The 22,698-nt window shown below is 69.1% G+C and carries 26 protein-coding genes and 1 pseudogene; 15 read left to right on the top strand and 12 right to left on the bottom strand.

All coding sequences use genetic code 11. The features are described from left to right. Window positions 1-18: 18 nt before the first annotated feature. Window positions 19-663: an adenylate kinase gene (locus C475_RS14210; protein WP_006884546.1), complete on the bottom strand. Its 645-nt coding sequence runs from the start codon at window positions 661-663 to the stop codon at window positions 19-21. 119 nt (window positions 664-782) lie between these two features. Here C475_RS14210 and C475_RS14205 point away from each other — a divergent pair, with 119 nt between their 5' ends. Beyond that, window positions 783-1,481, top strand: coding sequence for a class I SAM-dependent methyltransferase (locus C475_RS14205; protein WP_006884545.1), 699 nt, complete (start codon window positions 783-785; stop codon window positions 1,479-1,481). On the opposite strand, the pseudogene C475_RS25345 reads toward C475_RS14205, so the two are convergent. Then, window positions 1,408-1,620: pseudogene (locus tag C475_RS25345) on the bottom strand (hypothetical protein); the annotation flags it as partial. The gene C475_RS14205 and the pseudogene C475_RS25345 overlap by 74 nt on opposite strands. A 336-nt stretch (window positions 1,621-1,956) precedes the next feature. On the opposite strand from C475_RS25345, the gene wecB reads away from it, so the two are divergent. Together wecB and C475_RS14195 are read left to right on the top strand one after the other, a co-directional pair. Next, window positions 1,957-3,063, top strand: coding sequence for a non-hydrolyzing UDP-N-acetylglucosamine 2-epimerase (gene wecB / locus C475_RS14200; RefSeq protein ID WP_006884544.1), 1,107 nt, complete (start codon window positions 1,957-1,959; stop codon window positions 3,061-3,063). 212 nt (window positions 3,064-3,275) lie between these two features. Then, window positions 3,276-4,313 (top strand): glycosyltransferase family 2 protein, encoded by a 1,038-nt coding sequence (locus tag C475_RS14195; protein ID WP_235728459.1) that lies wholly within the window; start codon window positions 3,276-3,278, stop codon window positions 4,311-4,313. 29 nt (window positions 4,314-4,342) lie between these two features. Here C475_RS14195 and C475_RS14190 read toward each other — a convergent pair whose 3' ends face one another. Then, window positions 4,343-5,203 (bottom strand): CheF family chemotaxis protein, encoded by an 861-nt coding sequence (locus C475_RS14190; RefSeq protein WP_006884542.1) that lies wholly within the window; start codon window positions 5,201-5,203, stop codon window positions 4,343-4,345. 495 nt (window positions 5,204-5,698) lie between these two features. Between C475_RS14190 and C475_RS14185 the strand changes: the two genes are divergently transcribed. Next, complete coding sequence (locus tag C475_RS14185) at window positions 5,699-6,289, top strand: metal-dependent hydrolase (protein ID WP_006884541.1); 591 nt, start codon at window positions 5,699-5,701, stop codon at window positions 6,287-6,289. A gap of 30 nt (window positions 6,290-6,319) precedes the next feature. On the opposite strand, the gene C475_RS14180 is transcribed toward C475_RS14185, so the two are convergent. Further along, entirely contained in the window at window positions 6,320-7,189 is an 870-nt protein-coding gene (locus C475_RS14180) for a CheF family chemotaxis protein (RefSeq protein WP_006884540.1), read from the bottom strand. 352 nt (window positions 7,190-7,541) lie between these two features. Between C475_RS14180 and C475_RS14175 the strand changes: the two genes are divergently transcribed. Then, window positions 7,542-8,000, top strand: coding sequence for a CopD family protein (locus C475_RS14175; protein WP_049930659.1), 459 nt, complete (start codon window positions 7,542-7,544; stop codon window positions 7,998-8,000). An 11-nt stretch (window positions 8,001-8,011) separates the two neighbouring features. Here the strand turns inward: C475_RS14175 and C475_RS14170 are convergent, their stop codons facing one another. After that, window positions 8,012-9,625: a GMC family oxidoreductase gene (locus C475_RS14170; protein ID WP_006884538.1), complete on the bottom strand. Its 1,614-nt coding sequence runs from the start codon at window positions 9,623-9,625 to the stop codon at window positions 8,012-8,014. Window positions 9,626-10,223: 598 nt separating this feature from the next. On the opposite strand from C475_RS14170, the gene C475_RS14165 reads away from it, so the two are divergent. Together C475_RS14165 and C475_RS14160 are read left to right on the top strand one after the other, a co-directional pair. After that, complete coding sequence (locus C475_RS14165; protein WP_006884537.1) at window positions 10,224-10,658, top strand: GlcG/HbpS family heme-binding protein; 435 nt, start codon at window positions 10,224-10,226, stop codon at window positions 10,656-10,658. Window positions 10,659-11,018: 360 nt separating this feature from the next. After that, window positions 11,019-11,411 (top strand): hypothetical protein, encoded by a 393-nt coding sequence (locus C475_RS14160; protein WP_006884536.1) that lies wholly within the window; start codon window positions 11,019-11,021, stop codon window positions 11,409-11,411. A 13-nt stretch (window positions 11,412-11,424) separates the two neighbouring features. Here the strand turns inward: C475_RS14160 and C475_RS14155 are convergent, their stop codons facing one another. After that, the gene (locus C475_RS14155) at window positions 11,425-12,264 is read right to left on the bottom strand and encodes a CPBP family intramembrane glutamic endopeptidase (RefSeq protein ID WP_006884535.1); all 840 of its coding nucleotides are present in this window, start codon (window positions 12,262-12,264) and stop codon (window positions 11,425-11,427) included. 184 nt (window positions 12,265-12,448) lie between these two features. Between C475_RS14155 and C475_RS14150 the strand changes: the two genes are divergently transcribed. The 6 genes from C475_RS14150 to C475_RS14125 all read left to right on the top strand — a co-directional run bounded on the left by C475_RS14150 (window position 12,449) and on the right by C475_RS14125 (window position 17,631). After that, entirely contained in the window at window positions 12,449-12,640 is a 192-nt protein-coding gene (locus tag C475_RS14150) for a hypothetical protein (protein WP_006884534.1), read from the top strand. A 110-nt stretch (window positions 12,641-12,750) separates the two neighbouring features. Beyond that, the gene (locus C475_RS24645) at window positions 12,751-13,932 is read left to right on the top strand and encodes a DnaJ domain-containing protein (RefSeq protein WP_006884533.1); all 1,182 of its coding nucleotides are present in this window, start codon (window positions 12,751-12,753) and stop codon (window positions 13,930-13,932) included. Between the two features lie 93 nt (window positions 13,933-14,025). Next, window positions 14,026-15,159, top strand: coding sequence for an ArsR/SmtB family transcription factor (locus tag C475_RS14140; RefSeq protein ID WP_006884532.1), 1,134 nt, complete (start codon window positions 14,026-14,028; stop codon window positions 15,157-15,159). Between the two features lie 107 nt (window positions 15,160-15,266). Next, window positions 15,267-16,583: a histidinol dehydrogenase gene (hisD, locus tag C475_RS14135; RefSeq protein ID WP_049930656.1), complete on the top strand. Its 1,317-nt coding sequence runs from the start codon at window positions 15,267-15,269 to the stop codon at window positions 16,581-16,583. 81 nt (window positions 16,584-16,664) lie between these two features. Continuing rightward, on the top strand, window positions 16,665-17,168 hold the full coding sequence (locus C475_RS14130; RefSeq protein WP_006884530.1) for a GNAT family N-acetyltransferase: 504 nt from the start codon (window positions 16,665-16,667) through the stop codon (window positions 17,166-17,168). Between the two features lie 91 nt (window positions 17,169-17,259). Beyond that, complete coding sequence (locus C475_RS14125) at window positions 17,260-17,631, top strand: HesB/IscA family protein (protein WP_006884529.1); 372 nt, start codon at window positions 17,260-17,262, stop codon at window positions 17,629-17,631. Here the strand turns inward: C475_RS14125 and C475_RS14120 are convergent. The 5 genes from C475_RS14120 to C475_RS14100 form a co-directional block, all read right to left on the bottom strand. After that, window positions 17,628-17,828 (bottom strand): dodecin, encoded by a 201-nt coding sequence (locus C475_RS14120; protein ID WP_006884528.1) that lies wholly within the window; start codon window positions 17,826-17,828, stop codon window positions 17,628-17,630. The genes C475_RS14125 and C475_RS14120 overlap by 4 nt on opposite strands. Window positions 17,829-17,978: 150 nt before the next feature. Then, complete coding sequence (locus C475_RS14115) at window positions 17,979-18,635, bottom strand: hypothetical protein (protein WP_006884527.1); 657 nt, start codon at window positions 18,633-18,635, stop codon at window positions 17,979-17,981. After that, on the bottom strand, window positions 18,632-19,270 hold the full coding sequence (locus C475_RS14110) for a hypothetical protein (protein WP_006884526.1): 639 nt from the start codon (window positions 19,268-19,270) through the stop codon (window positions 18,632-18,634). The genes C475_RS14115 and C475_RS14110 overlap by 4 nt, the downstream gene beginning before the upstream one ends. A gap of 82 nt (window positions 19,271-19,352) precedes the next feature. Next, the gene (locus tag C475_RS14105; protein WP_006884525.1) at window positions 19,353-19,661 is read right to left on the bottom strand and encodes a DUF7116 family protein; all 309 of its coding nucleotides are present in this window, start codon (window positions 19,659-19,661) and stop codon (window positions 19,353-19,355) included. 152 nt (window positions 19,662-19,813) lie between these two features. Further along, complete coding sequence (locus C475_RS14100; RefSeq protein WP_006884524.1) at window positions 19,814-20,053, bottom strand: DUF5816 domain-containing protein; 240 nt, start codon at window positions 20,051-20,053, stop codon at window positions 19,814-19,816. 145 nt (window positions 20,054-20,198) lie between these two features. On the opposite strand from C475_RS14100, the gene C475_RS14095 reads away from it, so the two are divergent. Together C475_RS14095 and C475_RS14090 are read left to right on the top strand one after the other, a co-directional pair. Then, the gene (locus C475_RS14095) at window positions 20,199-21,554 is read left to right on the top strand and encodes a bifunctional metallophosphatase/5'-nucleotidase (RefSeq protein ID WP_006884523.1); all 1,356 of its coding nucleotides are present in this window, start codon (window positions 20,199-20,201) and stop codon (window positions 21,552-21,554) included. Between the two features lie 84 nt (window positions 21,555-21,638). After that, window positions 21,639-22,040: a universal stress protein gene (locus C475_RS14090; RefSeq protein WP_006884522.1), complete on the top strand. Its 402-nt coding sequence runs from the start codon at window positions 21,639-21,641 to the stop codon at window positions 22,038-22,040. A 21-nt stretch (window positions 22,041-22,061) separates the two neighbouring features. On the opposite strand, the gene C475_RS14085 is transcribed toward C475_RS14090, so the two are convergent. Continuing rightward, the coding region (locus C475_RS14085) for a mechanosensitive ion channel family protein (RefSeq protein WP_006884521.1) at window positions 22,062-22,698 on the bottom strand (637 nt) is incomplete at its 5' end.

The raw sequence follows: 22,698 nt of genomic DNA, 5'->3' as shown, positions 1-22,698 counted from the left end.
ATCGCCGTCCGAGCGGGGTCACGCCTCGGCCTCGACGGCCGCTTTCACGTCTTCCCAGACCTCGTCGGGGGCCTGGTCGCCGTCGATCTCGACGTAGCCGTCGTGGTCGGCGTACAGCTCCAGCACGGGCTCGGTGTTGTCGTGATAGACCGACAGCCGGTTGCGCACGGACTCCTCGTCGTCGTCCTCGCGCTGGTAGAGGTCGCCGCCACAGTCGTCGCAGACGCCCTCCGTCTCGGGCTGGTTGAACTCGACGTGGTAGTTTGTGCCACAGTCCTCGCAGACCCGGCGACCGGTGAGTCGGCCGACAAGTTCCTCCTCGGGCACGTCGAGGACGAGCACGACGTCCAGATCCGTCATGTCCGTGAGCGCCTCGGCCTGGTCGCCGTTGCGCGGGTAGCCGTCGAGGACGAACCCATCGCGACCGTCCAGGGCCTCGCCGACCATCGCGTCGACGACGACGTCCGGGACGAGGTCCCCGCGGTCCATGTACTCGCCGGGCGTATCGTACTCGGTGTCCATGTCGCTGATGTCCATCTCCTTGTTCGCCCGCAGCGCGTCGCCCGTCGTGACGTGCTCGACGCCGAACTCGTCGGCGAGACGCGCGCTCTGCGTGCCTTTACCGGCGCCCGGCGGACCGAGAATCAGGATCTTCGGGTTCATACCGCCGGCTTCGGCGCACCGCCGCTTTATAGTGTCGTTCTGGTCGGCGTGTCGACCCGCCCTCGGTGTCCCCCGTCCGTCGGTAGGCTTACCACCGCGGCGATCCCACCCCCGCCCGCATGGACGAGCGAGTCCGCCGGACGGTCGAGACCTACGAGCGCGTCGCCGACGACTACGCCGACCGCCACGGCGACCGTTCGGTCGTCGCCGACATCGTCGAGGCGTTCGTGACCGCGGTCGACGCGACGGGCGCCGATCCGGGGACCCGAGGCGGCGAACCGGACCCGACCGGCCCGCCCCGCGTCCTCGACGTGGGCTGTGGCCCGGGCTGGGAGTCCGCGGCGTTCACCGAGGCGGGCTTCGACACCGTCCCGTTCGACCTGACCCGGTCGTTCCTCGACCGGGCCCGCGAGCGCGTCCCCGACGGGGCGCCGGTCCGAGGCGACATGCGTACGCTCCCGTTCGCCGACGACGGCTTCGACGGGCTGTGGGCCTGCGCGTCGCTGCTGCACGTCCCCGAGCGCGACGTTTCAGCCACCCTCGCCGAGTTCGAACGGGTGCTCGCACAGGGCGGCGTCGCGCTCGTCTCGCTCAAGGCCGCAGGCGGTCCGGGCGAGGGCGTCGACGCGAGCCCGTACGACGAGGACCGGCGTCACTTCGAGCGCTACGACCCCGGCCGCGCTCGCCACCTGTTCGAGGCCGCGGGGTTCGAGGTCGTCTCCGTCGCGACGGACGGCGGGGGCGGCGACGGGACAGGCGGGGACGACGCGGGAGACGCCTGGGTAGCCGTGACCGCCAGGGCGAGCAGGTCGCCGTAACCGCCCGGTCGCGCGACCCCTTCGTGGTGTCACAGTGACCGTACACCTCGTAGGCGAGGTCGTACCACTCCAGCCGTTCGGCCGCGTTGCGGTACAGGTGGACGTGAGCCGGCGTGTTCGTGAAAACGAGATATCTCACGGCTAGTCGCTACGGCGTCTAGCCGAGCGTTCACGTCCGTGGTTTCGCCGGTGCTCGGATAGTTATGGATCGCTTGATAGGTCGGAAACGAACGTATAATCCCGGCCGAGCGGGCCGCAACTCGCGGCCAAGACGGCGTCGAACCGGCGGATTCGCGGGCGTCAGATCCGCCGTCGAGCCGCGCGTCGGCGGCCGTGGACGGTCGTCTTCGCCGACGACTCGTCGCCGGTCCGAAGTCCAGACGACGGTCGGCCCGGAGACCGCGGGATCGGTGGGGACGGACGGGCGCTTAGGCGGAGTATATTGATGGAACTCCGAGGTGGTCTTCGCCGTAGTATGAAGGTGCTCTCTGTCGTCGGGGCGCGACCGCAGTTCGTCAAGGAGTTCGCGCTCACCCGAGCGCTGCGGGACGACCACGAGGAGGTACTGCTTCACACCGGCCAACACTACGACGCGGAGCTGTCGGCGGTGTTTTTCGACGAGCTGGGGATCCCCGAGCCCGACTACCAGCTGGGGGTCGGCTCCGACACCCACGGCCGCCAGACGGCCGAGTGCATCGTGGGTATCGAGGAGGCCATCGAATCCGAGTCGCCCGACTGCGTGCTGGTGTACGGCGACACGAACTCGACGCTGGGGGCCGCGATCGCCGCGTCGAAGTCCTCGCCCGACCTGGTTCACGTCGAGTCCGGGCTCCGGAGTTACGACCGCGAGATGCCCGAGGAGGTCAACAGGGTGCTCACGGACCACGTCGCGGACGTGCTGTTGGCTCCCTCCGATCGAGCCGCCGAGACCCTGCGCGAAGAGGGGATCCCCGACGAGCGCGTCCACGTCGTCGGGGACGTGCAGTACGACGCGATACTGGCCGCGCGCGAACACGCGCGGAACGCGTCGACGGTCCTCGACGACATGGGGCTCTCGCCGGGCGAGTTCGTCCTCGCGACGGTGCATCGACCGCGTAACACCGACGACCCGGACCGGTTGACGGCGATCCTGGACGCCCTCGCGAGCGCCGACCGGGAGGTCGTCCTGCCGGTGCATCCGCGGACCGAGCAGCGCCTCCGCGACGACGGGCGCTGGAAGGAGTACGCCGAGCGACTCCGGCTCGTCGACCCCGTGGGCTACCTCGATTTCGTCCGGTTGCTGGACGCCGCGGCCCGCGTCGCGACCGACTCCGGCGGCGTCCAGAAGGAGGCCTTCTTCCTCGATACGTTCTGTCTGACCCTCCGGGAGGAGACGGAGTGGGTCGAGACGGTCGAGTGCGGGTGGAACGCCCTCGTCGGCGCCGACCCCGACCGGATCGCGACCGGGTTGACCGCCCCCGAGCCCGACGGCTCGAAACCGTCCCTGTACGGCGACGGGACGGCGGCGACGCGGATCGTAGACGTACTCGAAGACCGCTCGACGCCCGAACAGGCCGACCCGAACCCGATTCGCGACCGGTGATCGCGGGACCGACTCGAACGGCCGGCCCGGCTCCGTCCGAACGGCTCCCACCGCTCCCATACCGACGCCTCTCGGCTCCGCTCGCCCGACCAGTTTCCGCACGAGCGGCCGTCTCAGCCCCCTTCTGACGCCCCTCTCCTCCTTGTCTCGCGTGACAGCACCGCCCGCCAAACCGGCGGTAGCGGGTTTTTTACCCGTCAGATCCTTCCCCTATGCGCTCCATTACCAAGTGGATATCAGCGCGATACTCGGGCGGGATGTACGAAGGGAAGACCGTCGGTGTAGTGGTCCCAGCCCACAACGAAGCGGAGTTCGTAGGGGAGGTGATCACGACGATCCCCGAGTTCGTCGACCGAGTTTTCGTGATAGACGACCGGTCGTCCGACGGGACGTGGGAGCGGATACAGCGCGTGGCCGAACGGGTGAACGCGTCCCCGAACGTCGCGAAGGCCGACGGCGGACAGGTCCGGGCTCGGGTGGTTCCCCACCGCCACGAGACTAACAAGGGCGTGGGCGGTGCGATAAAGACGGGCTACGAGTTCGCGGTGCAAGCGGGCATGGACGTGGTCGCCGTGATGAACGGCGACGGGCAGATGGACCCCGACATCCTCGACGAGATCATCGAACCGGTCGTGACGGGGCGGGCGGATTACTCGAAGGGGAACCGGCTCTACTCCGCCGAACACTACCGCGGGATGTCCCGGTGGCGGTTCACCGGCAACGCGATACTGACGTTCATGACCAAGATCGCGAGCGGGTACTGGGGGATGAACGACCCGCAGAACGGCTACACGGCGATCTCCCGGGAAGCCCTGGAAGCGCTGGAGATCGACGACCTCTACGACGACTACGGCTTTCTCAACGACCTCATCGTGAAGCTCAACGTCCACGGGTTCCGGATCACCGACGTGGAGATGCGGGCGGTGTACGGCGACGAGGAGAGCGGGATCGAGTACAGTTCGTTCGTCCCGAAACTGTCGAAGCTCCTGCTGATTCGGTTCCTCTGGCGGCTGAAAGCCAGGTACCTCGTCACGGACTTCCACCCGCTGGTCTTCCTCTACGGACTGGGGCCGCTCGGCGTGGTCGCCGGCCTCGCGTCGCTCGGCTGGGCCGCTCTCGACGGCGGATTGACCGTCCTCTCGGCCCAGATCGGGATACTGGTCGTCCTGTTCAGCTGTTTCGTCACCGTGGTGGCGATGACGATGGACATGGAGTACAACGAGTCCCTGGAGGGACACGCGCGCTTCTGACCGCGTTCGCAGCGAGCCCGAGCCGACAGCTACTGCTCGCCCATCGTCTCGCCGGCGACCGAGCGCCCGCGTGCGGTCATCTCTACCTCGGTGCGCTCGCGGACCACCTCGATCACGTCGAGTTCGATCAGTCGGTCGTAGATCGCTTCGATGTCCTCGACCTCGCTGTCGACGAAGTCGGGGATCTCGAACGGCGAGACGCCCGAGTGCAAGGCCATGACGACCTGCTCCTCGACGGGGCCCAGGTCCAGGTCGGCGCGGTTGCGCTCGACGCCCTCCTCCAGCACCTGCCAGAGGACGGATAGATCGTACTCGCCGCCGGTGATGTGGGTCTCGACGCTGGTCTCCCCCTGGCTGTGCTCGACCTCGATGACCCGGCGCTCCTCCCCGGCGGCCTGGCGTTCGTCCTCCTCGACCTCGCCGATGTCGTCGCGCTCGATGACGACGCGCTCGCCGTCGGCCAGCGCCAGCCGGATATCGTCGTCGGTGATGCGGATCCGGGCCTTCGTCCAGTCGGTGCCCTGGACGACGCCGCCCTCGACGGCGGGGTGGTCGACGAAGAGCACCTCGCCGTTGAGGCAGGCGTGGTAGAAATCGGTCTCGAACTCGTCGTGTTCGGCGCCCGAGACTAACACCACGTCGTCACCGACGTGGAGGCCGAGGTAGCTTGCGACGCCGGCGGCCCGCTGGTTCACGTCGTAGCGTTCGCCGACCTCGTCGATATCGGCGAGCGGGACGGTGAGCTTCCCGTCGGCGACGAGCACCAGCCGCTCGGTGGTGAGGACGATCCGACAGGACTGCCAGCCGGCGTCGTCGCGCTGGTGCCCCTCGGCGACGGCCTGCATGTACCGCCCCTGCATGTCAGTCACTTTCTTCTCCGAGTCACTCATGGGGGATCGACCGCGGGTGTCGGGCCTTCCCGGCCGTCCGCAATATGAGTTGCGGGCCGATTATCGTGAGTGGGACTGCGCGACCGCGGCGCCGGTCGTCGTTCGCTCGTCGGTTCGTCGATGGGAGCCGGTCGCGAGCGCCGAGTCGTGCGGCCGACACCGCGGAACGGGTGGGGTCTCGTCGCGGGCCCGCGTCTCCGTCGGCGTCCGACAGGGGGACCCGTATCTCGGGGCGAGGAGGGTCGAGCGGCGGTCTCGAACCGAGAAAGGGGAGGATAACAATACGAGCGACGCCGAAAGGTGACCGCGTGAGGACGTGTTCGACGGCACATCACGCACGGGACGCGGAGTGGTCGGTCGGCGCCGCCACCGGCGACCGCTCGCGACGGACGGGAGAGCGGAGAGCGTGGAACGATGCCGGTCACCGGTGGCTCTCGATGCCGTCGTCGACGCGCCGGGCCGGGCACGCCGCCCGACCGTCGACGGGGTGCTGAGATGTGGCCCTGGGAACACCTCTCGGTCGGCTATCTGCTACACTCCGCGGTGATGCGGACGCTGTACCGCCGGCCCCCTGGCGACCTCGGGACCGCCGCCGTCGCCATCGGTACGCAGTTCCCGGACCTGATCGACAAGCCCGGCGGCTGGGTGTTCGGCGTGCTCCCCAGCGGGACCTCCGTCGCGCACTCGGCGTTCGTCGCCGTCCCGGTGAGCCTCGTCGCCGTCGCGGTCGCCCGCCGACGCGGCGTCCCCGAAATCGGCGTCGCGTTCGCCATCGGCTACCTCTCTCACCTGGTCGGGGACGTGTTCTTCTCCGTGCTCATCGGCGGGGGGCCGGCGTTCGGGGCCGTCCTCTGGCCGCTGGGGGAGGACCCCGCCGGCGGGACCGTCTCCGTCCTGGCGCTGGTCTCCCGGCTGTTCGCCCGCTGGGTCGAGTACCTCGCCAGTCCGGTCGGGATCGGCTACGTCCTCTTCGAGGTCGGACTCCTGGCGGCCGCGGTCGCGGTCTGGGTCCGCGACGGGACGCCGGGACCGGGTGCGCTCGGCCGCGCGCGGCGACTGTGGGAACGACGGACCGAGCAGGGGTAGCGAGTCGGCGGAAGGGGCGACCGGACCGAACTACTGCTCGCTCATGGCTTCGCTCGCGAGGTTCCGCCCGTGAGCGTTGAGCGACACCTCGGTGCGCACGCGGACCTCGTCGACGGCGTCCATCTCCAGTAGTTTCCCGTAGATCTCCTCGACCTCCTCGACGCTGATGCCGACGAAGTCGCTCATCTCGAAGGGGGAGACGCCCGAGTACAGCGCCATCAGAACCTGATTCTCCGTCTCGGTGAGCTCGTACTCCTCGCTCCCCCGGTCGGAGACGACGGCCTCGAACAGGTGGGTCAGCGCGCGGCAGTGAGCGTCGGTGCCCGAGAAGTGCGTCTCGACGCTGCGGCCCTCCCCGTCGGTGTGTTCGAGCTGGACGACCCGGCGCTGGGCGCCCATGACGTCCCGGCTGGCCGTCTCGACCGTGCCCACGTCCTCGACGGGGAACGACGTGCTCCCGCCGCCGGGCAGGGCGAGCTTGACGGTGTCGTCGGCGAAGCGAAAGCGCGCTTTCGACCACTCGGACTCCTGGACGACGCCGCCGACGACAGCCGGGTGTTTGACGAGGATGACCTCGGCGTCCAGCGCCGCCCGGCAGTACTCCCGGTCGAAGGCGTCGACGTCGGGCGTGTCGACGAGGAGCGCGTGGTTGCCGGCCCGGAGGGCGGTGGCGCCGTCCGCGGGGAATCCCTCGGGGACGACGCTCTCGGGGTCGTCGACGAGTTCGACGGCGCCGTGGGGGAACGACTGGTTGCCGTCGGCGTCGGCGAACACCAGCCGCTCGCTGGTGAGGACGACCCGCGAGGAGCGCCAGCGCGGCTCCGCGACGGCCTCACCGTCCCTGACGACGAACGCGTAATCGCCCGAGGTGTCCAGGAGTTTCGCTTCGTCCCCGCTCATGGCACGACTGTACGGTGGTTGTGGCTCCGACGTATATAACTTCCACTGGGTGCGACGGCCGACACGGACCGAGCGAGGCCCCCTTCGGTGGTACGGGACCGATCCGGTTGCCTCGGTCGGGCGGCACGTCGTCCGGACCGAGAGCCGGACTGCGACGACGTGTTTGCAGTGTCCGTCTCACGCGATGGGCTCCCTCCTTGCGCCCCTGTGATCCCGTGATGGGGTCCGACGCGTCGGACTCCGCGAGCCGTCCGCCGGTCGCGCCGCTCCGACCGCCAGCGCGCCGCCGTTCGCCGGCCGCGAACCGCCGGAAGTGAGTACGTTCAAGTGAGTCGCGTCCCCCGGGACGCACATGTCAGCGCTGGATGCGGCGATGTACGTCCTGCACCTCGTCTTCGGCGGGGTGTGGACGGGCAGCGTCGTCTTCGTTACAGTCGGTATCCTGCCCACCGCCCAGGACGGCACCGCCAACGCCGAACCGCTCCGGGCCGTCGTCGAGAAACTGCGATGGGTCTCGCGGGCGAGCGCGCTCGTCCTCCTCGCATCGGGCGGCCACATGGCCGGCACGCTGTACACGGTCGAGTCGCTCACGGGGTCGTCGCGGGGCCACCTCGTCCTCACGATGGTCGCGCTGTGGCTCGGTCTGGCCGCGCTGGTCGAGATCGGGTCGAGCAAGCTCGCCGACGGCTTCGACCAGAAGAAGGTGCGACAGCCGGCCCGCGGGGCCCGCCCGTTCTTCCTCGCGGCGTCGGTCGTCGCTGCCGGCCTCCTCGTCGTCGGCGGTCTGCTCGCCTCGCCGACGCTCGTCTGACTGCCCGCTTCTCAAAGATCCTCGTCCACGTGGTCCGCCGCCTTCAGCGCCAGCGCCGCGATGGTGAGCGTGGGGTTCATCGCGCCGCTGGTGACGAACACCGACGACGACGCCACGGAGAGGTTCCCCACGTCGTGGGTCCGCAGCCGCGGGTTCACGACGCTCGTCCCGGGATTTGACCCCATCCGCGTCGTCCCCATGTGGTGAGCCGCCGGCCCGGTGTTGTCCGGCCCCACCGTCCAGCCCACGTCGGCGCCCAGTTCGTCCATCACTCGCCCCTGTATCTCGTTGGCCTTCGCGAGCGTCCGCCGGGTCCGATCGTCCAGCGACCACTGGATATCGGGCACGGGGTTGCCGTGGTCGTCGGTCCTCGACGGGTCCAGCGCGACCCGGTTGGCCTTCCGCGGAAGCTGTCCGACCAGCCCGCCCATCGCGACGTGGGTCCCGTAGCTCTCGCGCACCGACTCCAGCAGGTCGTCGCCCCACTCGTCGGCGCCGAGGGCCTGCTCGACGGGTGAGGGGCCGGCGTAGTTGAGAAATTCAAGTTTGATCGGTCCCACTCCCTTCAGGTCGTTGTCGTAGAACTGGTGGGACTCGGTGGTGTTGAACCCGACGTGGTTCTGCCGGGTCGGTCGGTCGAGCGTCCCGCCGGTCCCGGCGAACAGGTGTTCCATGAAGTACCGGCCGACGAGCCCGCTCGAATTGGCGAGCCCGTCGGAATGTGCCTCGGACTTCGACAGCAGGAGCAGGCGCGGGATCTCTACCCCGCCGGCGGCGAGGACGAACTGCCGCGCTTGCTGTCGGTGTTCCGTCCCGTCGGGTGTGGCGTAGACCGCCGCCTCGACGCGCTCGCCGCTCCGGTCCGTCTCCAGACGCTGGACCGGGACGCGGTCGACGACGCGTGCGCCCGCGTCTTCGGCCGCCTCGACGGTGTGGTCGGCGCTGTACTTCGCGCCGGAAGGACAGACGGGCTGGCACGTGCCGTAGCCGACGCACTGCCCGCGGCCGTCGTAGGCCTCGGAGTTGCGCGCGTTCGGGACGGAGTGGGTCGCGATCCCCAGTTCCTCACAGGCCTCGGCGAACAGCGAGTCGCTGTACGAGGGCGGGAACGCGGGCAGCGGATGGGGATCCTCGCGGGGCGGCGCGAAGGGGTTATCCGACGCGCCCGCGACACCGATCGCCGCCTCCGCCGCTGCGTAGTAGGGTCGCAGGTCCTCGTAGGCGATCGGCCAGTCGGCGCCGACGCCGTCGCGGCTCCGTCGCTCAAAGTCGGACTCGTGCAGGCGCATCACCATCCCCTGCCAGTGCAGTGTCGACCCGCCGACGCCTTTCACTCGCATCGCGTTCAGCGGGTAGACCAGCTCGCCAGTCGAACTGTGGGCGTCGCGTTCGCCGCCCATCTCCCAGACCGACAGCGAGCCGTGCGCCGGCCGGATCGCCCGTTCCATCCGCTCGCGCCGGTCGTCGAAGTCGAACCGCGGCCCCGCTTCGAGGACGACCACTTCGTGACCGCGGTCGGCGAGCCGGTTCGCCACCAGCGCACCCGCCGGCCCCGCGCCGACGATACACACGTCGGCCCGCTCGCTCGGCGTCCGGTCGGTGCCAGCGCCCTCGCTCGCGCTCATCGGAACTGGATTAGGCAAACCTAAACTTAGGGCTTGTCATGCCGGCGCGGCGCGCGAACCCGGGGCGATCCCCACGGCGGTGCGGAGTGTTTAATCGTCGCGGTCGTTTAGAGCGGGTGCGTGCCTTTAGTCCCCGCCCGAGCCTACCCGGACGGGAGCGATGACAGCGCGGCGAACCCGGGCACGCGACACCGAGTGGCGCCGTAAGCGCCGACCAGCCGAGGGGTCGCGAATGCCTCGGCATCGGTCGCCTTATCGGGCGACCCGCCCGGCACGAGGGTTTCCCGGCTGACCCGGCACGCCGCCAGGGATGATGTCGGTCGTTAGTGTTCCGGGCGCACATTTCGAGTATGGCACGTAGATCGGCTTCAAATAATACATGCAGCTCCCGATCTGGTCTACTGTTGAGACAGGTTCTCCCCTACCGAGCCCCATCCTCGTTGTATTCTCGGGAGAACAGTCGATACTAGTGAGTTTGGCATGACATCTACCGGGAGTGCGATCTGTTTGATAGAGTTGCATGCCAGTGCTGAATATAGGGTGTGTATCTCGCAACGAATTCGATGATCGGTAACATTACCCACTTACTCTCCGAAGTATGACTGAGTTCACCATGACAGCAACTGTCAGTCTCGAAACAGCGAAAGCAGTCGTCGAAGCGTGTGAACAGAAAGCCGAGGAGATCGATAACCCGATGGTGATTACAGTCGCGAATTCGGAGGGGAACCTTATCGCACAACATCGGATGGACGGTGCATGGCTCGCGTCTGTCGATATCTCTCGAAACAAGGCGTTCACGGCAGCCGCACTGGACATGCCAACCCACGATCTGGCCGAACCTTCTGAGCCTGGAAACTCCCTGTACGGGCTCCAGAACACCAACGAAGGGCGGATGGTGATCTTCGGTGGGGGCTACCCACTTGAAAAAGACGACGAGGTTGTCGGGGCGGTCGGCGTCAGTGGTGGTGCCGTCGAACAGGACATGGAGGTCGCCGAAGCAGGTGTCGACGCGTTCGAGGATCTCTCCTCGTAGCCTGCCACCCATTCAGCTACTATCGATGACGGGGTTGAGCGAGTAGCGATACGACGTCTGCCGAACGAAGCCCCTCTATTCGGCAGACTGGTTCTGGCGGCATTTCGATACATAATCAGACAGCAGGTCATAGCTCACCTGAACACGGTCCCCTCACGGAGACCTATCCGCACTGTTGGATTCAGTCTGTTGTGGCGTATTTTCGATGTATGGGGGCCCAGAATGTTCGATTTCAGGTTCACCGGGCCTACTAGCAGATTCTCGGCCGGTAGTGTTCCGGGCGACACTGTCGAGGCAGACAGCGACCGCGCCGTCGCGAGTGGCCTACCGTTAAGACCGGGGGTTTCGAACACCGGACTCATGCCAGTCGACCCGGAGACCGCGGCGATAGCGGTCGTCTCACTGATCGGGGCGGGCGCCGTCGCGGTCGTCACGCGCCGCCACTACGAGCCGCCGCCGCGGGAGGGAGAAGAGGAACCCCCGGAGCCGCTGTTCGAGACGGGCGTGTTCGCCGTCCTGAGCGGGGGGTTGTTCGTCGGGCTCGGCTACGCGCTCGCGACGGTCGGCGGCTGGGGGGCGCTGGGTGAAGTCGCCACCATGGCGCTCTCGCTCGTCGGGCTCTACTCGGTGTACGCGACCTACACCGGTCGGATCGCCGCCGACACGGACCGGGCGACCGCGCTCATAGGGACCATCAGCGCGGCGGTGCTCGGCGTGTATCCGCCGCTGTTTTTCGCGTTGTCGGCGCTGTAGAGCGGGGCGGCGGTCAGAGCAGCGCGAGCAGCGCCGAGGTGGCGTTCTGCGGGTCGGGCAGCTGGTCGCCGAACGCGACGACGACGTAGAGGAGCGTGAACAGCGTCGCGTTGTAGATCCCGTGGATCAGCGACGGGACGACGATGTTGTCGGTGAGCTCGTAGGCCGCGCCGAAGACCAGCGAGGGGCCGACGAGGATGCCCAGCGCGACGAAGTTGCCCGCCGCCGACCCGCCGGTCAGCGCGAACCAGTGGAGGAACGCGAAGACGGTGCTGGCGAGGAGAACGGCGGCGACCGGACCGAGCACCTCGCGAAGTCGACCCTGTACGACGCCGCGGAAGAGCAGCTCCTCGCCCGGGCCGATGAGCAGGATCGACGCGGGGATCAGGATCAGCAGAACCTCGGGATTCTGCATCCCGATCTCGGCGGCCTGGTTGGTGCCGGTGTCGACCTGGAGGAGAGCGACGAGGATCGACCCGGTGAAGGCGGCGCCGAGCGCGAGGACGTAGCCACCGACGACAACGGCCGCCCCGCGCAGGTCCGGCAGCTCAACGCCGATGTCGAACGGTCCGGGAACGCCATCCAGTCCGAAGATCGACCTGACCTCCGGGCCGACGACCGGCCGTAGCTTCAGATACGCGAACGCGACCCCGGCACAGCCCACGCCTTGGACGAAGACCAGACTCAGGACGATCACTGCCGCCGGCGAGATCTCGACGCCTAGGCCGAGGGTCAGTATGGCGGCCGCGACAGAGGCGAGGACGAACCCGAACGCCAGACCGCCACCGCCGAGACCGAGGGCGGCGACCAGCGCGACGATCGTTCGAAGCGGAGACCGCTCACTCGTTGCCATTCTTGCCCGTCCGTACGCCCGTCGGCGGCAAAAGCGATCCCCTCTCGCGGACGAGCGCTCGACGGACGACGACCGATCGACGACTCGCCCCCACAGGCGTATAAGGTCATCTTACGACTTCCCGGGCGTCCATACTCGTTTCAGGGCAAGCTATATGTGAACGTCCCACACACTATGAGATACGATGGTAGAATGTGACCACTGCGGCGACGACGTATTTCGAGCGTGGCGGCGACGCGAGCGGACGGAGACGATGACCCACCGGACGGTCGCGTGGGTCTGCGAGGACTGCCATCCCGAACTGGGCGAGACCGGTCGAACGGGCGCGCCGGAGCGCCGAGCGGTAGCCGACGGCGGTCAACCGACCGAGTCGTAGCGCGGAGTCGGAGTGCAGGCGGTCCACACTCGCGGGGTTTCCGGCTGTCACCTGTAGCAACTTACTTGTAGGTGACGCCGAAAGAACGGGGCGAAACCGTTACTGGGTGTATGAGCAGGACGTTCTACGGCGTCCTCGGGGTGGGACCCGACGCCGACGAGGAAGCGATCCGCGCCGCCTACCGGGAGCGCGTCAAGGAGCACCACCCGGACGTGAGTTCCGACCCCGGCGCCGCCGACCGGTTCAGGCGGGTGACCGCGGCGAAAGAGACGCTCCTCGACGCGGCCGAGCGCGCCAGGTACGACCGGCTCGGACACCGGGCGTACGTGGCGTCGCACGCCGATTCGACGCTGTGGGCGACCGACCCGTCGGACGGGACCACGCCGAACCGCAGGTCGAGGACCGAAACGACCGAAACGAGTGGCTCCCGTGACGCGACCGACGGCTCGTCCCGGGGCGGTTCGACCGGGACGTGGGCCGGACGAACCGGCGCGAACCGTCGGTCGTCGGACCGACGGAGCCGACGGCGGACGGCAGGGCGAACGCGGAGCGACGGTGCCCGCCGGTCGGGGTCGTCCCGGTCGGCCGACGCCGCGGCGTCGAATACCGACGATGCAGACGGGCCGACGGCGCAGAGCGGGAGCGACCAGTCGACGGATCCGGGCGCCGATCCGGATCCGTCGAATTCGACAGGGTCCGCGGACAGTGGCGCGTCGAGCGGCGAGCGTTCGACGGGTGGTGAGCGGTCGAGCGACGAACGGTCGAGTGGCGACGAACGGTCGAGTGGCGACGGGACATCGGGCGACACCACGACTGGGACGGTCGGGTCCGGTGGGGCATCGGGGACGACGGATGCGGTGACAGGGTCGGAGACCGCCGACGGTGGGGCCGCGAGGGCGGACGCAGCGGGTGGGGGACCGGAGTCGACGGACGGACGGCGTCGCCGTGCGACCGGCGGGACGACCGGCGAAGGGGCGCGGCGGCACGGACGGTCGTCGACCGGCTCGTACGCCACGACCAGCTTCTGGGGAGCCACCGAGGACCGCGCGAGCGCCGGGCGGTCGTCGGATCCGATGACCCGGCGCGCGCTCGCCGCGCTCCGCCGGCTCGGTCCGTGGATCCTGGTCCACGTCTTGTTCCTCTCGCTGGCGGTCGGGACCGGCTGGTACGTCTACGCGGTCGTCCTGCCGCCGGCCGAGCGGTCGGTCGCGCTGCTGTTCGTGCTGATCGGCGAGGTGGGGCTAGCGGTGGTTCTGTCGTCGTTGCACATACTCTCTCGACTCTACCGATAGCGGACGCTGGGCGCTTGTGCGCGCGTTCCGAGCTTCAAACGAGTTTTTGTCTTTTGCGAAAGCCCATTATGGTCGGCCATCTGTGCTAGACCAATGGGTCGTCTGCTGCCGTTCAAGTCGGAGCCCACGCGGACGCCCGACGAGCCGCGAGTCCTCGACCTCGACGACGAGGCGACCGAGGAGGCGCTGTCGGCGCTCTCGTCGGACACCGCGCGAAAGATCCTGGCGACGCTGTACGAGGAGCCGAAGACGCCGCCGGAGATCCGCGACGAGGTCGGCACCTCCCTCCAGAACGTCCACTACCACGTCGAGCGACTGGAAGCGGCCGAGCTGATCCAGCCCGCCGGCGAGGGATACTCCGAGAAGGGCACCGAGATGACTATCTACGCGCCGGCCAGCGAGGCGCTCGTCCTCTTCGCAGGGCAGGAACGCGACCGCTCGCGACTGAAAACCGCGCTGACTCGCCTGCTGGGTTCGGTGGGCCTGCTCGCCGTCGCGAGCCTCGCGGTTCGGCGGCTGTTCGGCGAGTCCGGGGCGAACCTCGGCGACTTCGGGGTCTCGTTCGGGGCGGGGTCGCAGTCCGGCGGCGACCGCGGCGCTGGCGGCGGCGACGGTGGTGGCGCAGGCGGCGGGGACGGCGGTGACGGTGGTGCCTCGGGCGGTGACGGCGCCGACGCCGGTGCCTCGGGCGGTGGAACCGGAACCGAACCGGGAGACGACCCGGTGACGTCGACGACGACCGAGGGCGGGGACATCGGTATCTTCGGCGGCGAGGACACGGCGACGGACGGGGGCGCGGCGACCGCGACTCCGACGCCCGACCCGGCGACCGCGACGCAGGGGACGCCGGCCCCGACCGAGGCCCCGTCAGCCACGCCGACGCCCGCTGGCACTCCGTCCCCGACGCCCGCGGAGACCATGTCGGCGACGCCCACTCCGGCCGCGACGCCGTCGCCCACGGCCGCTCCGACGCCCACCGCGACGGCGACATCCCAGCCGACCCCCACGGCGACGAACCTCCCCTCGCCGACGCCGACCGAGACGGGCATGGAATCGGGGACGGTCACGCTCGACACCGCCACGCAGGTCCCGGCGGGGACGGCCGATGGCGCCCGTCAGGTCGCCGGGAGCGGCGACGCCCTGCTGGCCGACCCGGCGGTCGCGTTCTTCCTCGGTGGGCTGTTCATGATCCTCGTCGTCACCGCCTGGTGGTACGTCCAGGGCTGAGACGGCGAGGCGGTTCGACCGGGATGGTCCGCTCGCGGCGCCCGTTTCGGCGCCATCGGTCGGCCGCGATAGCAAGTCGTATGGGCCAGTCGCGGCAAGGACTCGGCATGAACGTACGACGAGTGGAGGCGCTGGACCCCGGCGAGCGGGCGGCGCTGTTCGACCGCGACGCGGGGGTCGACGCCGTCCGCGACGACGCCCGCGACATCGTCGACCGCGTGCGGTCCGAGGGCGACGCCGCGCTCCGGGAGTTCTCCCGGGAGATCGACGGCGTCGAGGTCGGCAACGTCGACGTGACCGACCGCGTCGAGCGTGCGGTCGAGGAGATCGACGACGGGATCCGCGCGGCCATCGAGGACGCGGCGGCCAACATCCGCGAGTTCCACGAGCGCCAGCTACCCGAGGACTGGACCGAGGAGTTCGACGGCCGCGAACTCGGCCGGCGCTTCCGGCCGCTCGACACCGTCGGCGTCTACGCCCCCGGCGGAACGGCCGCCTACCCCTCGAGCGTCCTGATGGGCGTCATCCCGGCGGTCGTAGCGGGCGTGGAACACGTCGCCGTCGCGACGCCACCGGCCGAGGAGCTGAACCCGGTGACGCTGGCGGCGGCCGATATCGCCGGCGCCGACGCCGTCTACCAGGTCGGCGGCGCCCAGGCGGTCGCCGCGCTCGCGTACGGGACCGAGACGATAAACGCCGTCCAGAAGGTCGTCGGCCCCGGCAACCAGTGGGTCACCGCCGCCAAGGCCGAAGTCCGGGGCGACGTGGAGATCGACTTCCTCGCCGGCCCGAGCGAGGTGCTCGTCGTCGCCGACGAGACGGCCGACCCCTCGCTGGTCGCGGCCGACCTCGTGGCCCAGGCCGAACACGGCGAGACGAGTTCGGTCGTCGCCGTCACCGACGACGAAGCGACCGCCGAGGCGGTCGTCGCCGCGGTCGACGACCACGCCGCGGGCCGCGACCGCGAGGAGACGGTCCGCGCGGCGCTGGAGCGGGACGCCAGCGGCGTCTTCCGCGCGCGGTCGATGCCCGAGGCGGTGCTGTTCGCCGAGGAGTACGCCCCCGAACACCTCTCGATCCAGGCCGACGACGCCGAGGCGTTGCTCGACCGCATCCCGAGCGCCGGGAGCGCCTTCCTCGGCCCCTACAGTCCCGTCGCGGCCGGCGACTACGCGACGGGGACCAACCACGTCCTCCCGACCAACGGCAAGGCCCGCGTGACCGGGGGGCTCTCGGTCGACACCTTCCTGCGGTCGACGACCGTCCAGCGCCTCTCCGAGGACTCGCTCGGCGACCTGCGCGACACGGTGACGACGCTCGCGAACGCCGAGGGGCTGGAGGCCCACGCCCACAGCGTCGACGCGCGCTTCGACGACGGCGCCGACGAGAGCGACGGAAGCGACGCGGGTCGCTCCGGGGAGTAGCCCCGTCCCACCCGAGCGGTCGGAGTCGCGGCGGCGACGCGGGTCGTCAGGTCTTTCTGCGATAGCGCCGTTCGGTCGTGCATGACAGAGGACGTGCGCTATCGGCCGGCGAACGTCGGCGACGTGGCCGCCATTCAGCGGGTCGCCGACGACGCGTGGCACGCGGCCTACGACGACATTCTGGGCGAGGATACCGTCGAGGCGATGCTCGACGAGTGGTACGGGGACGACGCCATCGAGGCCGGCGTCGAACACGAGGCCCAGGACTTCTTCGTCGCCGCCGTCGACGGCGAGGTCGTCGGCTACGTCCACGCCGGCCCGCACCCGCCCCGGCGGGTCCACCAGGTGTACCGGCTCTACGTCGACCCCGAGCACTGGCGCGAAGGGATCGCGCGGAACCTCCTCGCCGAGGTCGAACAGGCGCTGTACGATCGGGACGTGACCGCCTACGAGGCGGAAGTGTTGGCCGACAACGACCGGGCCGTCGCCTTCTACGAGGCCGTCGGCTTCGAGCAGGTCGACGAACAGGAGACGGATTTCAAAGGCACCAGGGCGGCCGAGTACGTCTTCCAGAAGCGGCTGTAGCGGGGCGGACGTGAGAGCGGTCTCGGCGGAGAGCGCCGACCGTGGTTCGCCCGCCGTCAGGGTTAACACGTTCGGGACGGAACTCACGGGTATGAGTTCCACGACGGAGGCCGACCCCGCCCCGGGCGGAGAGGACATCGAGGTCACGGAGGCGGCCGCCGAGGAGGCCGTCTCGCTACTGGACGACGAGGACATGGACACCGACGTGTCGGGGCTGCGACTGTTCGTCCAGCAGGGCGGCTGTGCGGGGTTGTCCTACGGGATGCGCTTCGAGTTCGAGCCCGACGAGGACGATACCGTCCACGAACACCACGGGCTGCGTGTGTTCGTCGACCCGGCGAGCATCGACTACGTCGAGGGGTCGGTGCTCGACTTCGAGGGCGGGCTACAGGGCGAGGGGTTCCACGTCGAGAACCCCAACGTCGTCAGCGAATGTGGCTGCGGCGAGAGTTTCCGGACCTAGTCTTCGAGTTCGAACGCCACCTCGACTTCCGCCTGGTACTCCCGGCCCTCGACGCTGGCGACCTCGACGCCCATCTCCTCGACTTCCACCCACTTGACGTTCTGCAGGGTGTCCTCCGCACGGTCGACGGCGTCGTCGACGGCGTGGTCGAAGCTCTCGGTACTGGTCCCGATCAGCGTTATCTTCTTGAATACCATCGCGAGCCAGGTCTACGGACGCCGAGTACAAAAGAACCGGCCGAGTGACGGGGTGGAGCGACCGGCTCCCGAAGGATAACCGGTCACTACCGAGCAGTCAGCCCCGCAAGCGATCGGCGAGCGACCGGCGGGCCGTCACTGAGTGGAGGGTCAGGCGGCCCGCTGTTCGAACCGCTCTTCGATGTACTTGGAGATGCCGTTGAGGTGGGCGGTCCCCCACGTCGCGACGACGACGGCGCCGAGGGTGTTGTAGATGAGGTCCCACAGCGAGTCCTCGAGGCCGTACTGGGTGAGCACGGAGTCGGTGCCGAGCAGCGCGGCGACCTGACCGATGGTAAACTCGAGGATCTCCCAGAAGACGCCGTAGGCGAGGACGAACAGGAGGATGAAGACGAAGACGAACCGCGGCGGCAGGCTGATCTGGTCGGAGTGTTCGTCGAGCGCGCGGACGGTCGCGTAGCCGACGCCCGCGATCACGGACGACGACAGCGCGTGGGTCATGTGGTCCCACCACCAGACGCTCTGGTAGAAGCTCTCTCCACCGGGAATGCCGATCGTCCCGAAGGCGTGGAGGAACACGGCGCTGGTGATCCACAGCGTCAGCCCCGCGTCGAGCGGGACGCCGTAGTCGCGTTCGAGCGCGGGGACGAGCTGCGCGATGAGCAGCGCGACGCCCGCGTTGGCGATGATCTTGACGTTCACCTTCCAGACGCCGAGGAGGAAGATTCCGAACATCACGAGCTCCATCAGCCAGGTCAACTGGCGTTGGCGGCGCGCGGTGATGCCGAGACGGTCGCGGATCCTCATACGATACCTCCCTCGACCCGCTCGGAGACGGTCGCCCGCCGCCGAACGTACACCTGGAAGACGAGGCCGGCGACGAGCCCGGCGATGCCCGAGGCGACGAACTCGACCATCAGTTCGTGTTCGATCTGTTCCTTGTCGAGGTCAGTAAGCAGTCCGTCGGGACCGGGATCGAGCAGCAGCGCCGTCCCGAGGTGGACATCTGACCCCCAGCGGGCGAGCGCCCACAGGCCCGCCGCCGCCAGCGTCGTGACGACGACGAACAGGACGGCGAAGCCGACGCTCATTTCGATGGAGGTGAACAGGTGGAGGTTCACCGCCACCAGCAGTGCGAAGGCGGCGATCGAGAGGTACACTGCGATAGTACTGGTCATCCGGACGGTCACGAGCGCGCGGGCGACGACCGGCAGGCCGGCGAGCAGGACGACTTCCGCGGGCGCCATCGTCCGCACGTTGCCCCGCACCAGCGCCGGCAGCGCGACGACGGTACCGACGGTCACGGCGAAGGCCGCCCACAGTAGGTCGCCGTCCAGCAGGCTCTCGACAGTCACGAGGCCGAAAACGCCGACGAGTACCCAGCCGATGGCGGCGTTGAGCCGCGTGTCCGTCAGCAGTTCACCGAGGTCCCTCTGTGCCATCTATACCCTCACAGATTCGACTCCACCAATGAAACGCTACCGACTGTCCGGCCGTGATCCGAACGGAGAAACCCGCGACCGCTCAGGCCGCGTTGCGATGGCAGGCGACCTCGTAGTCGCCGTCCTCGTCGACGCCCATGATCGCCCACTCGTACTCGGGGTCGGCCGCCTCCAGACGGCGTTCCAGGTCCGGTACGTCCTCCGACCAGGCGACGAAACACCGGTATTCGCCCGATTCGGGCGTCTCGTCGAACTCCTCGGCCGGTGTGACGTGGACGCTCCGCCACTTGCGCTCGGCCAGGTACTCGCCGCCGCTGTCGGTCACCGTGTATCCGAGGTCTGCGAAGATCGACCGGGCCTTCTCGTCGAGGTGCTTGGTAACAGCCCTCATTCGTGTATCGATACCGCGGGATACGGTATAAATGTTCCTACGGTTCACGGTCGCCCGGTGCGCAAGCGCGCCGCATCAGCGGGTAGCGACCCATTATTCGGGATCGGCGACCCCTCAGATAGGGGAACGATCCGACGGCGAGGGCCGGCCGGTCACTCGTGGGCGGCGTCCCACTCGTCGGGTTTCTTGAGGTTGCCGCAGTCGTTGCATTTGATCCGTCCCATCGAGTCCATCGCGGTGCGGAAGGAGTCGCAGTTGCCGCAGAAGTAGCCCCAGCGGCGCTCGCGGTCGGGCGTCCGGTAGACGACGAAGAAGGGGCCCTCCGCCCCGCGCTCGGCGTCTTCGGTGTCGACGTACAGCGTCTCCTCGTCGGGACCGGTCTTCGTCTCCATGTGAGGTGAGAGGACCACGTCGCCCAAAATCCTTCCGTCCGTGGCAGGATCGACGCGCGTCGGTCCCTCGCCGTCTGACTCCGCCGCGCGAGCCGATCTCTCACCACCGAAGACGATATCACCCGCGGAGACAACGATCCGACGGATGTCGCCCCGCCTCCTCCACTACTCCGACGTCGAGAACGCCTACGACACGCCCGAACGGGTCGCCCGCGTCGCCGGCCTGCTCGCCGACCGGCGCGGCCCCGACGCGCTCGTCGCGGGTTCGGGCGACAACACGGGGCCGGGCGTCCTCTCGCTGGTCACCGACGGTCGCCAGTCGCTGGACTTCTTCGAAGCGGTCGAACCCCACGTCGAGACCGCCGGGAACCACGACTTCGACCACGGCTTCGACGCGCTGCGGGGCGTGGTCGCCGACTCCCCGCAGCAGTGGACGCTCGCGAACGTCGCTCTCGACGGCGAGCGCTTCGGCGCCGAGGCGGGGATCGACCCGGGCGCCGTCGTCGACCTGGCCGACGCGACGGTCGGCGTCGTCGGCGTCCTCGACCCGGCGACCACCGAGATGACGCCCGGCACCGGCCCGCTGGCGTTCTCGGACCCGGTCGACGCGGTGGCCCGGACGGAACCCCGGCTCCGCGATTCGGGCGCCGAACACGTGGTCGCGCTCGCCCACACGAACGACGACGACGCCCGCGCGATCGCCGCGAACACGGGGGTTGACGCCGTCCTCGCGGGTCACTCCCATCACCAGCACGCGACCGCCGTCGACGGCACGCCGTTCACCCGGCCGGGCGCGACAGGGGCGTACGTCTACGAGGTCGACCTCGACACCGGGGCGGTGACCTGCCACGACACCGCGACGGCCGAGCCCGACCCCACCGTCGCGGCCGCGCTCCGAGAGCGGATCGCCGACAACGACCTCGACGAGGTGGTCGCGCACGTCGAGGAGCCGATATCGCGGGACCGCGAGCGCCGGCTCGGCGGCGAGTGGCGGCTGGGTAACTTCGTCGCCGACGCCTACCACTGGAAGACCGGCGCCGACGCGGCGCTCCAGAACGGTGGCGGGATCCGGGAGGGGCCGCCCCTCTCGGGCGACGTGACCGTCGGCGACCTGGTGAGCGTCAGTCCGTTCGAGGAGCCGGTCGTCGTCGCCTCGGTCACCGGGCGGGAGCTCCGGTCGGTCGTCGCCGAGGCGGACGGCCGCGCCGTCGACGGGCTGGCCGACTACTGGTACGGCCACGTCAGCGGCATGCGCGTCGCCGCCGAGAACGGCGGCTACGAACCGTACGTCGGCGGGCGACCGGTCGCGAGCGACGAGCGCTACACGTTGGCGGTCCCGAACTACCTCCTGGTCACCGACCTGGAGTTTCCGACGCTGACGGAGGCTCACGCCGTCGAGCGCTACGCGCTCCAGTACGAGGTCGTCGTCGAGTACGCCCGCGAGAGCGGGATCGACGCGCGATTGGAGGGGCGGATCCCCGACGCGGTCGCCGCGGAGTGAGCGGTGGCACCGCGCCAGCCCGGGGGGCCGGGCCGGCGAGCCCAATGGAAAGCTTCAGGCCGTGGGGCCGAGAACCCTCGGGCGATGACGCAGGTCGTCGTCCCGGTCCGCTACCCGCTCTCGGAACACTCCAGGGCGACGCTCGCCCGGGCTATCGAGATCGTCGAGGAGCGCGGCGGCCAGCTCACCGTGATCCACGTCAATCAGTACCAGGACAACCACCAGCCCAGCCGTCGCGACCTGAAAGACGCGGTCGAGCGCGAGTTCGGTCGACTGTCCGACACCCGCTACGTCGTCCGACAGGGACTGCTCGTCGAGGAGACGCTGCTCGACGAGATCGTGGCCGAGAACGCCGACATCGTCGTCATCGGCAAGAAACAGGCCGGCCGCTGGCGCCGGATGATCCGGCGACTGGTCGACGACCCCGACATCGAGACGTTTCTGCGCGAGGAACTCGACTGCGACGTGGTCACCGCCGAACACTGACCGGCGCCCGCGACGCTCTTCTCAGGACCGCTCGGTTCCGTCCCCGTCGCCGCCGAACGGGTCGTTCGGTCGGTCCGTCGGGTCGACCGATCCGCGCGTATCGGACGGGTCGCGATCCGGACGCCGCGGGCGGTCACCCGGCGGTCGCTCGGGGGACGCGCGGTCGGAGACACCGACCTGCATCTCGCCGCTGGTTTCGTCGAAGACGTGGTGCTGGTGGGGGTAGGCGATCGTCACGTCCTCGTCGGCGATGGCCTCGTCGAACGTGCTCTGGATATTCGACCGGATACGCAGTAGCCAGTACGGTTCCTCGACCCAGTAGCGCAGCCGGAGGTTGATACCGTGATCGCCGAACGCGTCGATGTAGCAGGTCGGCCCCGCCGGGTAGCGCGCGGCGCCGACGCGGATCGCCGGCCCGCCGCTCACGACGCCGTCCACGTCGCGCGCAGCGTCCTCGGCGAGCTGCCGGGCGCGGGCCACGTCGCTCTCGTAGGTGATCAGGATGTCCAGCGACTGTCGCGTCCGAGTGTCCTCGGCGGAGTAGTTGACCACGTCGCGCTCGCGCATCGTCCCGTTCGGGATGACGATGAACGTGTTGTCGAGGGTGAATATCTTGGTGTACCGAAGCGTGATATCCTCGACGAACCCCCGTTCGTTG

The sequence above is a fragment of the Halosimplex carlsbadense 2-9-1 genome (assembly GCF_000337455.1).
GTDB lineage: Archaea > Halobacteriota > Halobacteria > Halobacteriales > Haloarculaceae > Halosimplex > Halosimplex carlsbadense.
This window is presented reverse-complemented; position numbering and strand designations above follow the sequence as displayed.

Bases quoted from the DNA above. Each gene is read 5' to 3' on its own strand.
- C475_RS14125 (WP_006884529.1), top strand. From the start codon at position 17,260: ATGAGTTCCACGACGGAGGCCGACCCCGCCCCGGGCGGAGAGGACATC.
- C475_RS14120 (WP_006884528.1), bottom strand. From the start codon at position 17,828: ATGGTATTCAAGAAGATAACGCTGATCGGGACCAGTACCGAGAGCTTC.
- C475_RS14170 (WP_006884538.1), bottom strand. From the start codon at position 9,625: ATGAGCGCGAGCGAGGGCGCTGGCACCGACCGGACGCCGAGCGAGCGG.
- C475_RS14180 (WP_006884540.1), bottom strand. From the start codon at position 7,189: ATGAGCGGGGACGAAGCGAAACTCCTGGACACCTCGGGCGATTACGCG.
- C475_RS14190 (WP_006884542.1), bottom strand. From the start codon at position 5,203: ATGAGTGACTCGGAGAAGAAAGTGACTGACATGCAGGGGCGGTACATG.
- wecB (WP_006884544.1), top strand. From the start codon at position 1,957: ATGAAGGTGCTCTCTGTCGTCGGGGCGCGACCGCAGTTCGTCAAGGAG.
- C475_RS14175 (WP_049930659.1), top strand. From the start codon at position 7,542: ATGTCAGCGCTGGATGCGGCGATGTACGTCCTGCACCTCGTCTTCGGC.
- C475_RS14140 (WP_006884532.1), top strand. From the start codon at position 14,026: ATGGGTCGTCTGCTGCCGTTCAAGTCGGAGCCCACGCGGACGCCCGAC.
- C475_RS14100 (WP_006884524.1), bottom strand. From the start codon at position 20,053: ATGGAGACGAAGACCGGTCCCGACGAGGAGACGCTGTACGTCGACACC.
- C475_RS14095 (WP_006884523.1), top strand. From the start codon at position 20,199: ATGTCGCCCCGCCTCCTCCACTACTCCGACGTCGAGAACGCCTACGAC.
- C475_RS14105 (WP_006884525.1), bottom strand. From the start codon at position 19,661: ATGAGGGCTGTTACCAAGCACCTCGACGAGAAGGCCCGGTCGATCTTC.
- C475_RS14110 (WP_006884526.1), bottom strand. From the start codon at position 19,270: ATGGCACAGAGGGACCTCGGTGAACTGCTGACGGACACGCGGCTCAAC.
- C475_RS14130 (WP_006884530.1), top strand. From the start codon at position 16,665: ATGACAGAGGACGTGCGCTATCGGCCGGCGAACGTCGGCGACGTGGCC.
- C475_RS14090 (WP_006884522.1), top strand. From the start codon at position 21,639: ATGACGCAGGTCGTCGTCCCGGTCCGCTACCCGCTCTCGGAACACTCC.
- C475_RS14165 (WP_006884537.1), top strand. From the start codon at position 10,224: ATGACTGAGTTCACCATGACAGCAACTGTCAGTCTCGAAACAGCGAAA.
- C475_RS14185 (WP_006884541.1), top strand. From the start codon at position 5,699: ATGTGGCCCTGGGAACACCTCTCGGTCGGCTATCTGCTACACTCCGCG.
- C475_RS14195 (WP_235728459.1), top strand. From the start codon at position 3,276: ATGCGCTCCATTACCAAGTGGATATCAGCGCGATACTCGGGCGGGATG.
- C475_RS14115 (WP_006884527.1), bottom strand. From the start codon at position 18,635: ATGAGGATCCGCGACCGTCTCGGCATCACCGCGCGCCGCCAACGCCAG.
- C475_RS24645 (WP_006884533.1), top strand. From the start codon at position 12,751: ATGAGCAGGACGTTCTACGGCGTCCTCGGGGTGGGACCCGACGCCGAC.
- C475_RS14210 (WP_006884546.1), bottom strand. From the start codon at position 663: ATGAACCCGAAGATCCTGATTCTCGGTCCGCCGGGCGCCGGTAAAGGC.
- hisD (WP_049930656.1), top strand. From the start codon at position 15,267: ATGAACGTACGACGAGTGGAGGCGCTGGACCCCGGCGAGCGGGCGGCG.
- C475_RS14160 (WP_006884536.1), top strand. From the start codon at position 11,019: ATGCCAGTCGACCCGGAGACCGCGGCGATAGCGGTCGTCTCACTGATC.
- C475_RS14155 (WP_006884535.1), bottom strand. From the start codon at position 12,264: ATGGCAACGAGTGAGCGGTCTCCGCTTCGAACGATCGTCGCGCTGGTC.
- C475_RS14205 (WP_006884545.1), top strand. From the start codon at position 783: ATGGACGAGCGAGTCCGCCGGACGGTCGAGACCTACGAGCGCGTCGCC.
- C475_RS14150 (WP_006884534.1), top strand. From the start codon at position 12,449: ATGGTAGAATGTGACCACTGCGGCGACGACGTATTTCGAGCGTGGCGG.